Source organism: Vibrio profundi, assembly GCF_043642225.1.
GTDB lineage: Bacteria > Pseudomonadota > Gammaproteobacteria > Enterobacterales > Vibrionaceae > Vibrio > Vibrio profundi_A.
This window is the reverse complement of sequence record NZ_JBHZSF010000002.1, coordinates 72,172-84,663: the sequence shown is the minus strand read 5'-3', so window position 1 is coordinate 84,663 and position 12,492 is coordinate 72,172. Positions and strand designations below refer to the sequence as shown.

Genomic DNA, 12,492 nt, shown 5'->3' with positions numbered 1-12,492 from the left:
CACGTCGCGCCAATTTGTATTATCTGTTTTAGTTCTTTGAATTATACATCTTATCAAAGTTCTTTTGGTTCCAGCCTACCATCACTTGATCGCCAATTTTAAGGACTGGGATAGAACGTGCGCCCATGGCTTGAAGCTCTTTTCGGCCTCGTTGCATTTTTGCGTTCGTGAGTCTGTAAGTAATGTTTTTTGAATCTAGGTATCGTTGAGCGTCTTTACAGTGAGGGCATTTGTCTGCCACGTATAACACAACACGTTTCATCTTTAATCATCTCTTGGTGTATCTGGGGCGAAGTGTAGCGAATCTATCGTGAATAGAAAAGCGTGATCAGGTACACTGTGCGCCTTTAGAATTTCATCATTTCAGAAATGCATTCATCTTTACGCTATATCCAAGGGTATCCGGAACATATTGTTTCCCAAGTCTCACAGCTGATTGAATCAGGGAAACTAGTGCCTTGGTTCGATTCCCGTTACCCTAAATATCACAATATAAAGAACGAGAAAGCACTCTTTGACTACGCGATCGAAATTAAGAATCGCTACATGAAGAAAACTTCTCCGATCAGTAAAGTGATATACGACAACAAAATCCACCTGATAAACAATGCATTGGGGCTTCATAGCTACGTGGCAAAAAATCATGGCGGTAAGATAAAGTCGAAAAACGAGATTCGTATTGCGAGCATCTTTAAAAATGCGCCTGAGCCACTATTGAGAATGCTAGTGGTACACGAGCTCGCTCATATTAAAGAGAAAGAGCACGATAAATCTTTCTATCAGCTATGCTGCCATATGGAACCGGATTATCACCAGCTAGAGTTGGATGCCCGTTTGTTCATGATTTATTTAGAGTTGAAGAAATAGCCGAATGAGCCAAGATAAAAAAATCAAAAAGCCAGTGTTGAGTTTGGCTAAGAAAAAGCCAGCTTCGAACAAGAGGAAACCAGTTACTGGGAGTAAGACTGGCTCAGGCTCTAATAAGAATAAGAGCGTAAAAAAGCCAATCAGTAAAAAAGTGAGCGGAGTAGGCTCGTCAAAAACGACTATGAAAAAAACGGGGCTACACCCTCGAAACCAGCACACGGGGCGCTATGACTTCGTAGCTTTGGTAAAAGCGCTACCAGAGCTAAAGCAATTCGTTGTTAAAAATCCAGTAGGTGAAAGTACGGTCAATTTTTCAGATCCTACGGCCGTTAAAATGCTAAACAAAGCTTTGCTCTCACATCATTATGGTGTGAAGCACTGGGACATTCCGGAGGGGTACTTATGCCCGCCAATTCCAGGCCGCGCCGATTACATCCACCGAGTGGCGGATTTACTTAATGCAGACAGCGAAGGCCAACCATACCCACACAAATCTGTTCAAGCGCTTGATATAGGTGTCGGGGCGAACTGTATTTACCCTATCGTTGGGGTAACTGAATATGGTTGGAAATACAAAGGCAGTGATGTAGACCCTGTATCCATCAAAGCTGCAAATTTTATTGCTGAAGTAAATCCGGTATTAAAAGGTAAGATCCGATGCAAGCTTCAAGGGAATGCCGACTTCATGTTTAAAGGCATTATCGGTGAAAATGAACGTTACGATGTCACAACTTGTAACCCTCCATTTCATCAGTCTCTTGAGGAAGCGCAAAAGGGCACGCAGCGTAAGTTGGATAACTTAGCGGCAAATAGAAATAAGAGACAAGGCAAGTCAGCGAAGCTGAAACGCCCTGCTTATACCAATTCACCTGCGCTTAATTTTGGTGGTCAAAAAGCAGAGTTATGGTGTGAAGGTGGTGAAGCTGCATTTATTACTAAGCTCGCCAAAGAAAGTCAGCTATTTGCGACGCAAGTGCTTTGGTTTACAACCTTAATTTCAAAGAAGGAAAACGTCCCGACGCTTAAAGCGGCCTTAGATAAATTAGGTGCTAAACAAGTAAAAGTCGTTGAAATGAGCCAAGGGCAGAAAATAAGCCGGTTTGTTGCTTGGACGTATATGGATAAAGCTGAGCGCAAAACGTGGATTTCTTTGAAGTAGACTAAACTTAATAGAGCTTAGAAACGGGGGAGGTGTTATGGATATTGAAATTTATCTCCCCTGCGAACCAGACGTCATTTGTGAAGGGTTAGAAGTCATTTTTGCGACTTTGTTTGTTATCGGCATTCTCATTTTTATTGTGATTTTGTATCGAGAAAACAAACGCATGAACAAGCCTTTGGCGAAGCGTAAAAGGCCTAATTCGAAAAAAGACTCGTGATGAGGGGATTCCCTTTCACGAGTCTTTCTCTTTATAACGGCTTTAATCTTGTCCTCAAACTTTCGCTATCAATTCATCAAGCTTTGTTTGGTACTTCTTTTCTAGTGCAGCGTTGCCGGCTTTATTTTCTAGCTCGACCAAAATTTTCAATGATGGGATTTGGTAACCATACATTTGATGGAATTTCATTAGGCGGATGCGGGCATTGGTAAACTCTTCATCTTGGACTTCTAATTGTGACAGCTGCAGGATTGAACGGGCCCTTATTGGATCGTGGTCTAGCGCTCGCGTGAAGTAATATTTGGCTTGGTCATTTTTCCCAGACTTTAACGCGCATAACGCAGCATTTTCATAACTTGCAGAAACTAAGTAATAGTAGGGTTGTTCAATTGCTCGATTAAAATACTGATCTGCCTTTTCGTATTCACCCTGCTTGCACAAAAACGTTCCGTAATTGTTGAGTACGTTTCCATTTCTCGGGTCTTGTCTTAAGGCCTTTTTATAGGTTTTAGCGGCTTCGGCTGTTTCCCCAACTTGCTCGAAATAGTGAGCCATGGAAATTTGAGCGCGGTAATAATGTGGAGCATGTTTGATAGCGAGCTCAAGATTTTCGCGCGCGCGGACCATGTTTCCTTTCTCTAGGTAGCCCAAGCCCAAGGCAATTCGAGACTCTGCCATCTCCTTCGGATCGGATTCTACTTTTGGTGGGCCATCTGTGACGGTCACGCAACCGGGAAGCAAGAGTGCAACAGTGAGAGTCAGTGATAGCTTTGCTACTATTGAAGGCATGATCTAGCTCCTTGAAAACGAAGCATAATGATATGAAATCATGTGAATCACAGTGAGTGCTCAGCAGAGAGATTGCGACTCATACAGCACAAAAAAAGCCGCGAATGTGCGCGGCTTTCTTAAGAGTCTGATTTTAGTCGTCTTTCGTGAAATTCTCTTCGCTGAAAGCGTCCAAATCGTAAGGTGTTTGTTGGTAAACGCAATAGTTCAACCAGTTAGAGAACAATAAGTGACCATGACTTCGCCAACTTGCCACAGGCTTGTTATCTGGGTTGTTGTTCGGATAGTAGTTGATCGGAATAACAGGTTCCATGCCTTCACCTAAATCACGGATGTATTCATTGTGCAGGGTGTGAGAGTCGTACTCTGGGTGGCCTGTCACAAAGACATTTCGCTTGTCTTTGGTTGCGGCTAAATACACGCCAGCGACATCAGAAGTTGCAAGAATATCTAAGTCTGTGTGCTCAGATAAGTATTCCGGTGAGAAGTCTGCATAACGAGAATGAGGCGCTAAGAAGGTATCGTCAAAGCCTCTCAAAATTGGGTTATATGGCTGGTGGATCTCATGGTTGTAAACACCCGATAGCTTCTCTTTTCGAGTACGCTTTGGCAGATCATAAAGAAGCTTCAAGCCTGCTTGCGCTGCCCAACACACGTACAATGTAGATGTGACGTGTTTTTTGGCCCAGTTCATGATGGTTTGCAGGTGTTCCCAATAAATCACATCTTCAAATTGCACCAAGCCTAAAGGAGCACCAGTGATGATCAGTCCATCAAAGTTGCGATCTTTTACCATTTCAAATTGGCGGTAAAAGTTGTCTAGATGCTCTGTTGGTGTGTTCTTACTCGGGCGGTCGTCGATCCGCAGTAGCTCAACATCAACTTGAAGTGGGCTATTTGATAATAAGCGTAAGAACTGAGTTTCCGTCTCGATTTTCTTAGGCATGAGATTCAGGATCAACACTCTCAGCGGACGAATTTCCTGAGTGGAAGCCCTTGATAGCGGCATGATGAAAATGTTTTCTTCACGAAGAACATTGGATGCTGGCAGTTGATCTGGAATACGAATTGGCACAGCTTTCTCCCTAAGCTAGATATGTAGACGTCTATACATCTAAACTTAACGTATAATGATAGTGATGTCGATACGGAATGTGATCAAGTTAGAAACTATTTAGCCTAATCCTTTCAGTGTAGTCGTTACTGACTTTCTAGTTTTACAGTGACCATACAGTATACTGGGGTCTGTACCTTAAAATAGCTAAGTGTCTATTTCTCGTCAAGGACAACAAACGGAAGATTGCGAGGGTTGAAAGCTGATACGTTAACTCTATGTTTTATATAGATAGTGAAGCAAGACATTGCGGATTGGTATAGGATCTATAGATGCGGTGTTTTATTGTTACTAACAGTGGTTATCAAATTTGAAACTCATCTTAATCCGAGGGTTGCCCGGTTCCGGAAAATCGACCAAAGCAAAAACGTATCAGGCCAAGCATGTCGAGGCAGACATGTACTTTGTAGATGCGCAAGGACATTATAAATTTGAACCTACCCAGCTGACGCAGGCTCATACTTGGTGTCAGCAACAAACAGAAAAGTGGCTTCAGCAAGGCGAAAGTGTCGTGGTATCCAATACTTTTGTTAAGCAATGGGAAATGACGTTCTACCGAAAACTGGCAAAGCGATATCAGGCTGAGTTAGTTATTGAAGTATGCACAGGGCAATTTGATAACATTCATGGTGTCAGTGATGCGGTGGTAAAACGCATGAAGCGTGATTGGCAAAACTAGAAGAAGAAATAATGGCAAAACGTTCGGTAATCGTGGATATGACCTCTTACGGTATATATTCAACATGGGATTCAAAGTCCAAGCAGCTTCCCAAAATTCAAGAGTTTACAACTGAAGTCCCTGCAGACATTGATATTGAGTTTGGCTATATCGTTAATATTAAAAAAGCGAAAGGCGAGAAAGTCCGCTATTGCATTTACCATCCAGGTATCACAACAGAGTCTGGAGAAGTATTAGAGCCGTTTGACGGAGAAGAGTACGTTGGCAGTAATGATTGGGACTTTTACTTAGGTGACACGATTTGGGAGCCCGCAGACAATAAAGTGGGGAAGTGGCGCATGACGATCGAGATGAAAGGTAAGATTATAGCTGATAAGACTTTCAATCTTTACGCAAGAGATGAAGGCTATTTTTGGCGCCGACGTGGGTTTTAATAAAAAGCCGAGCATGAGCTCGGCTTTTCTTGTATCGAATATTTGATTACTGGCTAGTGACGTAAGCAACCACGAACTCAGTAATAGAAACCATATCTCTGATAGCGATGTACTCTTCTGTTGTATGTACTTTCGCCATACCTGTCGATAGGTTCACGGTCGTTAAACCCTTCGCATTAAAGTTGTTGGCATCACTACCGCCGCCAGTACGTTTGGTGTTTGGTGTAACACCTAATGACTCAAATGCAGCTTTAATGGATTCAATGTGCGGGTGATCATCGGCAATGACGAAAGCATCGTAAGCGCGAGTTGACTCGATTTCTACTTCGGCACCAAACTGCTCCGCGCTTGCTTTGAATGTGTTGATCATGTGATCAACTTGCTGCGTGAGTTTATCGGCATTAAGAGAACGAGCCTCGGCAACGACTTGCAGCTCTGGCATTACAATATTTGTCGCTTGTCCGCCTTCAATTACCCCGATGTTCGCGGTTGTTTCTTCGTCGATACGCAGTAAGTTCATTTTTGTGATCGCATCTGCCGCGACTTGGATTGCGCTGATGCCTTCTTCTGGCGCTAGGCCTGCGTGAGCCGGGCGGCCTGTGATGTTTGCAACGATTTTCTGTTGGCCAGGGGCTGCATTAACAATCGTGCCGATAGGGCCACCAGTATCAAGAACGATGGCGTTCTTCGACTGGATATAAGACATATCGAAATTCAAAGAGCCAAACAAACCGCCTTCTTCATATACAGTAAAAGCGATTTCAATCGTTTGATGCGCTAACCCTTCGGCCTTAATGCAGCGAACCGCTTCCATGATAGCGGCAATGCCAGATTTATCATCGCCACCAAGAATCGTGTTGCCTTTAGAGCGAATGATGCCGTCTTCAATGATCGGCTCGATGCCGATACCTGGAGTGACAGTGTCCATGTGGCAGCTGAACACAGTACTGCCTTCTAGTGAGCCTTCTAGTTTCGCGTAAATATTAAAACCGTTAGATACTTCTTCTGGAACTGCAAGTTTGTGGACTTCAAAGCCTAACTCTCCTAGCTGTTCAGCAAGAGCCTCTGCAATCGCTTTTTCATTTTTTGATTCACTATCAATTTTTACCAATTCGAAAAAGTGTTCGACTAAACGTTGTTCATTAATTTGGGTCATTTGTTAACTTCTCATTATGGGCTAGCAGCGTATAAGTGCCGCTAGTTGTAGGAACAGGAAACACAATATAGCCCTGCTTTACGGGAGAATTGTCTGCGCTAAATCAATATATCGTTCGGATCTTAAATAAAAGGCGATAATTCTGTCGTGAGGTGAATGTCGTGTAACTTTAGGATTGATAACCTGTATAGGAATCAGGTGTTAAGCGCTTGGAATCGAAAAATGAATTTTCGCTTTTGATGCAGGCCTATGGAGTCAGAACCTTATGGTTAAGCTCTGAAATAGAAGGACAGGGTGACTTTAGAACGGTGATATATGTTTATCTGGCCATAGTGATTAAGGTTCGACCAATCATCCACTCCACTTCTTTACGTGCTTCTTCCCCTAATTCATGCACGATGAGAGTGATGATTTTTTCAATAAAGCTATGGGAAAAATTGCAGTCATCACAGCTCATAATCGAATGATGGAATACAAGTTTAAACACTGACATGAAACGGCTGTCTGATAGGGCATCTGTCCAACTTGAAGAAAGCGCTGGCAAAGAGGTGGTGATGTCGAGTTGCTCAACAGCGAGCTTGATCAATCGCCCTTCGAGCGCTGAAGTAAAATCCGTTTTCTTTGGGAAATGGTGACTAATACCAGTACGAGAGATTCCGGTCTCTTTACTTAATGTAGTGTAAGACATCTTGTCATAGCCAAGTTCTAGTAACTGGCGACAAGCAGTATCAAGTATGGTGTTGATGGTAATTAGGGTGTCTTCTTTACTACGTTTAGGCATTGAACTGGATTTTTATGGTGTAAAATACGGATAACAATCATTGTACTGTTAGAGAATGAAGTATTCTATAACTTGACTTTCTATATGCTTCTCCTTTGACTGAAATCAATTATTTTGGTCGTGAGTGTTTAAAAAGCACGCGATGGAATCCCAATGTCTATTTTTACATCTCTAAATTTGCCTGTACTGAGAGTTGTACAGTTGGGTTTTCCTATAGGTTACTGAAAGATAAGAAAAATCAAAAATGTTAACTTAATGTTAAATTTATGTATTTTTAGTTTTACACTTCGAGTGATTAAACACCTATCTATCTAGTTTCTATGAATATTTCCATCTGTGGCAATTTTGATTCAAGTTAATTGTATCAACGCAAGCGTCGTTGAACGTTCATAAATGTAATGAAGAATCTAAGGGAGTAGAGCATGTCGACTGTATTTAACCCACTCGGTACAGATGGATTTGAGTTTGTAGAATATACCGCTGCCAATACAGAAGGGATCGCGCAACTTAAGTCGCTGTTTAGTTCATTAGGCTTTGCGGAGATTGCGAAACATCGCTCTAAAGAGGCATGGCTGTATCGCCAAGGCGATATCAACTTTATCGTGAATGCAGAACCGCACAGCCAAGCTGAAGAGTTTGCTTCGATTCATGGCCCGTCAGTATGCGGTATGGCATTTCGTGTTAAAGATGCAAAGGTCGCGTTTGATCATGCTATCGCCAATGGTGGTAAACCTTATCAAACCCAAATTGGACCTATGGAATTGAGTATTCCTGCGATTTATGGCATCGGCGATAGTCTGCTTTATTTCGTAGATCGCTATGGTTCTCGTGATATTTACGATGTCGATTTTTGTTTTTACGAAGATGCTGATCAGCGTTTAGCAAAAAAAGACACTGGCCTGTATGAAATTGATCACCTGACTCACAATGTGAAACAGGGGCACATGGATGTGTGGTCTGGCTTTTATGAGCGTATCGGCAACTTCAGAGAGATCCGCTATTTCGATATTGAAGGTAAGTTGACTGGGCTAGTAAGCCGAGCGATGACGGCGCCTTGTGGCAAGATACGTATTCCTATTAACGAGTCTTCTGATGACAAATCTCAGATTGAAGAGTTCATCCGTGAGTATAAAGGGGAAGGTATTCAACATATCGCCCTGACCACAGACGACATCTACCAAACGGTTCGCACTTTACGTGATGGTGGTATGGACTTTATGCCAACTCCTGACACTTACTATGAAAAAGTGGATGAGCGTGTTGTCGGACATGGTGAAAATAAAGACGATTTAAGAGAGCTGCGCATCCTGATTGATGGCGCGCCAATGAAAGATGGAATCTTGCTGCAGATCTTCACCCAAACAGTGATTGGTCCAGTATTCTTCGAAATCATTCAGCGTAAGGGCAATGAGGGGTTTGGTGAGGGTAACTTTAAAGCGCTATTTGAATCGATTGAAGAAGATCAAATTCGTCGAGGGGTATTAGATAATGCATAAGCCTATTTCTTATCCCCATAAGGAAGGCGTTTGCTCAAAACAGGCTCATGCCGACTTTCCTGAGGGCGGTATCTATGAGCGTGAAGCAGGTCGAAGTGGATTCTTCGGCCCTGCTGCTCACTTTCACCATCAACACGCTCCTACGGGGTGGAGTGAATGGGAAGGTGAGCTGAAACCACGCGCTTTTGACTTTACTCAGGTCAAACAAGCCGATCAAACGTCACCTTGGGCGGTGCCTGCGTTGCTGCATAACAATGACGTTAAAGTCAAAGTGTGGCGAATCGACCAAGACATGCAGCACTTAGTGCGCAATGCCGATGGGGATGAACTATTGTTCATTCACCAAGGTACAGCAGAACTGTTTTCAGACTATGGTCATTTGTCTGTTTCAGAGGGGGATTACGTGATGATCCCTCGTTCGACAACTTGGCGCTTAGAAGTCAAAGAGCCGTTGTTCGTCCTTATGATTGAAAATACCGATGACGCCTATTCGTTGCCTGAAAAAGGCTTGGTGGGGAATCATGCCGTTTTTGACCCTGCGGTGCTGGAAGTTCCGAGTATTAACGATGCGTTCAAAGCGCAGTATTCAGAAGAGTCGACTCAGGTACAAGTGAAACGACACGATCAAGTCAGCGTGATTACGTATCCTTTTAACCCTCTTGATGCCATTGGCTGGCATGGGGATTTGTCGGTCGTGAAGCTGAACTGGCGAGACATTAGGCCATTGATGTCTCATCGGTACCATTTACCACCGTCAGCGCACACGACATTTGTTGGGGGCGGGTTTGTCGTTTGTACCTTCGTGCCTAGGCCTATCGAAAGTGACCCTGGTGCACTCAAAGTACCGTTTTACCATAACAATGATGACTACGATGAAGTGTTGTTTTATCACGCTGGAGACTTCTTTAGCAGAGATAACATTGAAGCCGGAATGGTCACTTTCCACCCCGCTGGCTTTAGTCACGGGCCTCATCCAAAGGCATTCAAAGCTGGCCTTGAATACAAGAAGAAATTTACCGATGAAGTCGCCGTTATGATTGATACTCGCCATGCGCTGACGTTCAGTGACGAAGCAAGACAAGTTGAAAATGAAGATTACGTGTACAGCTGGCGTGAACAACCATCGAAATAGAGAGGATACTGATGAAATTAGCCACAATGAAGAACTCATCTCGTGATGGTCGCTTAGTCGTAGTATCACGAGATTTAACTAAGTGCGTTTCGGTAGAGCACATTGCCCTAACATTACAGTACGCGCTAGATAACTGGGATGATGTAGTCGGGCCGCTACAAGACGTGTATAGCACATTAAACGACGGGGACGTCACTAATGCTGTGACTTTCCATAGCTCAGATTGTCACTCTCCGTTACCTCGATCTTATCAATGGGCTGATGGCTCTGCCTATGTTAACCATGTTGAATTAGTTAGGAAAGCTCGTGGTGCAGAGATGCCTGAAAGCTTTTGGCATGATCCGTTAATGTATCAAGGTGGCTCAGATTCTTTCATTGACCCTTGTGACGATATCCCTTTGGGCAGCGAAGAGTGGGGGATTGATTTTGAGGGCGAAGTTGCTGTGATCACTGGTGATGTGCCAATGGGCGCGCAACCTGTTGATGCCGCGAGCCACATTCGTCTATTAATGCTTGTGAATGATGTATCACTTCGCGGCTTAATTCCGGGGGAATTGGCGAAAGGATTTGGCTTTTTCCAATCCAAGCCATCGTCGGTATTTTCTCCTGTTGCGGTAACGCCAGACGAACTCGGTGATCATTGGAAAGATGACAAGCTCCATCTGCCCTTAATTTCAACGTATAACCAAAACTTGTTTGGTAAACCAAATGCAGGTGTGGACATGACGTTTAACTTCGGCGAGTTAGTTGCCCATGCTGCGAAAACGCGCCCTTTGGCTGCTGGAGCCATCATTGGTTCAGGCACGGTTTCAAACAAGCAAGGGACGGATTTCGGCACTTCAATTAGTGAAGGTGGCGTCGGTTATTCTTGTATAGCTGAAGTGAGAATGATTGAAACGATCAGAGACGGTAAACCGACCACAAGTTTCATGAAATTTGGCGATAGCATCAAAATCGAAATGTTTGATGAGACAGGTCAATCTATCTTCGGTGCGATAGATCAAACCGTGGTTGAATATAAAGCGTAATAGGAGCGCCAATGTCTGAAGAAAATAGCATCACGCTGTATGGGTATTGGCGTTCATCTGCAGCCTATCGCGTGCGAATCGCTTTAAACTTAAAAGGATTAAATTATCGCTCTCAATCCGTTCATTTAGTACGTAATGGAGGAGAGCAGCATGGTGATGAATACCATGCACTGAACCCGACAGAATTAGTGCCAACACTGATCCATAACGGTTTGGTGATAGGGCAATCAATGACGATCCTAGAGTATCTAGATGATACCTTTCCACAACTTAGTTTAGTCCCGGTTGGCACCGACAAATACCTGGCTAAAAGCTTGGCCTATGATATTGCCATGGACCTGCACCCGATTAATAACCTTCGAGTACTTCAGTACTTAAAAGGGGAGCTAAGTTGTAACGACGAACAAAGCAAGCAATGGTACCAGCATTGGGTGAGGGTTGGGTTCAAATCGGTAGAAGAAAAGCTCGCTCAGTTAGCGGAGCGAACTCCAGCGCTACATAGTGAGGGCTTTGTCTTTGGGCGAGAACCAAGCATTACGGATGTCTGTTTGATCCCTCAAGTGTATAACGCGATTCGATTTGAAGTAGACCTAAGCGAGTTTCCGAGGATTCAATCGATTTGGACTCACGCTAATACAGTGCAAGCATTTCAAGATGCTCGCCCAGAAAACCAGCCAGATGCGGTGATCTAACCGCGCCGTCTTAACACGTTACCTTAATTGCGCTCTCTCCTTTAAAGGCCTTAACTGCTCACTGCGGATGCTGAAGCGAAACGTAGTTCCTGCCAGCTTCTTTCGCTTGATATAAGGCTTTGTCCGCGATATCTATCAACCGGATTGGCTTTTCATGTTCAGCCGGAATTCCTCCGGTTACGCCGTCACTGATCGTAATAAAGTCATTGCAAGGTGAAAACTCATGGGGGAGTTGCGCTTCTTCAATGGCACAACGAATTTCATCGGCATAGTTAACCGCATCATAAATATCGCATTTCGGTAATAAGGCTAAAAACTCTTCCCCTCCGACCCTAAACAATGTTGCGTTTGAAGATGGTGGCGTGACAGAACGCATGACCTTAGCAACACTTTTTAAGGCGTTATCACCTGCGATGTGGCCGTAATGATCGTTATAAGGTTTGAAATAATCAATATCGAAAATCACAACACAAACCTGCTTTTGATCTGCGAATGATTCTTTCCAAAGGGTTGGGACTAACTGATTGAAGTGAGTTCGATTTTTGAGCCCTGTAAGCGCATCTGTTTCAGAAAGCTCTTTGATTTTGTCATTGGCTTCAGAGAGCTCAGTGATCAAAGAATCGCGTTCGATATTCTCGCGTATCCACTGAATAGAGAGTAGATGCAACTTGCTGGCGTAAATAAACAGATAAATCAGCCCTGTCACAATAATGGTTCCGCCAGCTAAATATTGTTGAGGCACGCAAATGAGATAAATGGCAACCGGTCCGAGTAAGGCCCAAAAATAGGCATGAAAGGCCTCTTTAAAGTTGATGTGATAAATGATGCCGCCAAATGCGAGACCACAGCAAATCATTACAACAGGGAGTAGCGCGTTTTCCTGCCCTGTATGTAGCGTGATGATTGCGCCACCTGACCAAACAAAACCGATCGCAGAGGACGATA

Annotated in this window: 15 protein-coding genes; 9 read left to right on the top strand and 6 right to left on the bottom strand. The window is 43.7% G+C overall.

Features of this window, described 5'->3' with window-relative positions; genetic code table 11:
- Positions 1-28: 28 nt before the first annotated feature.
- A complete protein-coding gene (locus ACHUFI_RS03860; protein WP_394247045.1) occupies positions 29-262 on the bottom strand; it encodes a glutaredoxin family protein in 234 nt (77 codons plus the stop codon).
- A gap of 107 nt (positions 263-369) precedes the next feature.
- Here ACHUFI_RS03860 and ACHUFI_RS03855 point away from each other — a divergent pair, with 107 nt between their 5' ends.
- From ACHUFI_RS03855 to ACHUFI_RS03845, 3 genes are read left to right on the top strand one after another with little or no spacing between them, the layout of a single operon-like run.
- Entirely contained in the window at positions 370-867 is a 498-nt protein-coding gene (locus tag ACHUFI_RS03855; RefSeq protein ID WP_394247044.1) for a YgjP-like metallopeptidase domain-containing protein, read from the top strand.
- Between the two features lie 4 nt (positions 868-871).
- Positions 872-2,026 carry a 23S rRNA (adenine(1618)-N(6))-methyltransferase RlmF gene (gene rlmF, locus ACHUFI_RS03850; RefSeq protein WP_394247043.1) on the top strand — a complete coding sequence of 385 codons (1,155 nt, stop codon included), beginning with the start codon at positions 872-874 and terminating at the stop codon, positions 2,024-2,026.
- A gap of 37 nt (positions 2,027-2,063) precedes the next feature.
- Positions 2,064-2,246, top strand: a complete 183-nt coding sequence (locus ACHUFI_RS03845) for a hypothetical protein (RefSeq protein WP_394247042.1) — start codon at positions 2,064-2,066, stop codon at positions 2,244-2,246.
- Between the two features lie 54 nt (positions 2,247-2,300).
- Here the strand turns inward: ACHUFI_RS03845 and pilW are convergent, their stop codons facing one another.
- Both pilW and metA read right to left on the bottom strand, forming a co-directional pair.
- Entirely contained in the window at positions 2,301-3,035 is a 735-nt protein-coding gene (pilW, locus tag ACHUFI_RS03840) for a type IV pilus biogenesis/stability protein PilW (RefSeq protein WP_394247041.1), read from the bottom strand.
- A gap of 133 nt (positions 3,036-3,168) precedes the next feature.
- A complete protein-coding gene (metA, locus tag ACHUFI_RS03835) occupies positions 3,169-4,110 on the bottom strand; it encodes a homoserine O-acetyltransferase MetA (RefSeq protein ID WP_394247040.1) in 942 nt (313 codons plus the stop codon).
- Positions 4,111-4,459: 349 nt separating this feature from the next.
- Between metA and ACHUFI_RS03830 the strand changes: the two genes are divergently transcribed.
- On the top strand, positions 4,460-4,828 hold the full coding sequence (locus tag ACHUFI_RS03830) for an AAA family ATPase (protein ID WP_394247039.1): 369 nt from the start codon (positions 4,460-4,462) through the stop codon (positions 4,826-4,828).
- A gap of 11 nt (positions 4,829-4,839) precedes the next feature.
- Positions 4,840-5,262, top strand: coding sequence for a DUF3859 domain-containing protein (locus ACHUFI_RS03825; RefSeq protein WP_394247038.1), 423 nt, complete (start codon positions 4,840-4,842; stop codon positions 5,260-5,262).
- 46 nt (positions 5,263-5,308) lie between these two features.
- Here ACHUFI_RS03825 and ACHUFI_RS03820 read toward each other — a convergent pair whose 3' ends face one another.
- Positions 5,309-6,418 (bottom strand): M20/M25/M40 family metallo-hydrolase, encoded by a 1,110-nt coding sequence (locus ACHUFI_RS03820; protein ID WP_394247037.1) that lies wholly within the window; start codon positions 6,416-6,418, stop codon positions 5,309-5,311.
- Between the two features lie 319 nt (positions 6,419-6,737).
- Entirely contained in the window at positions 6,738-7,199 is a 462-nt protein-coding gene (locus ACHUFI_RS03815) for a TetR family transcriptional regulator (protein ID WP_394247036.1), read from the bottom strand.
- A gap of 422 nt (positions 7,200-7,621) precedes the next feature.
- Here ACHUFI_RS03815 and hppD point away from each other — a divergent pair, with 422 nt between their 5' ends.
- From hppD to maiA, 4 genes are read left to right on the top strand one after another with little or no spacing between them, the layout of a single operon-like run.
- Entirely contained in the window at positions 7,622-8,695 is a 1,074-nt protein-coding gene (gene hppD / locus ACHUFI_RS03810) for a 4-hydroxyphenylpyruvate dioxygenase (RefSeq protein ID WP_394247035.1), read from the top strand.
- Positions 8,688-9,827 (top strand): homogentisate 1,2-dioxygenase, encoded by a 1,140-nt coding sequence (locus tag ACHUFI_RS03805; protein ID WP_394247034.1) that lies wholly within the window; start codon positions 8,688-8,690, stop codon positions 9,825-9,827. Before hppD ends, ACHUFI_RS03805 begins: the two co-directional genes overlap by 8 nt.
- An 11-nt stretch (positions 9,828-9,838) precedes the next feature.
- Positions 9,839-10,855 (top strand): fumarylacetoacetate hydrolase family protein, encoded by a 1,017-nt coding sequence (locus tag ACHUFI_RS03800; RefSeq protein WP_394247033.1) that lies wholly within the window; start codon positions 9,839-9,841, stop codon positions 10,853-10,855.
- An 11-nt stretch (positions 10,856-10,866) separates the two neighbouring features.
- Positions 10,867-11,547, top strand: coding sequence for a maleylacetoacetate isomerase (gene maiA, locus ACHUFI_RS03795; RefSeq protein ID WP_394247032.1), 681 nt, complete (start codon positions 10,867-10,869; stop codon positions 11,545-11,547).
- 58 nt (positions 11,548-11,605) lie between these two features.
- Here the strand turns inward: maiA and ACHUFI_RS03790 are convergent, their stop codons facing one another.
- Positions 11,606-12,403, bottom strand: coding sequence for a GGDEF domain-containing protein (locus ACHUFI_RS03790; RefSeq protein ID WP_394247031.1), 798 nt, complete (start codon positions 12,401-12,403; stop codon positions 11,606-11,608).
- Between the last annotated feature and the right edge of the window lie 89 nt (positions 12,404-12,492).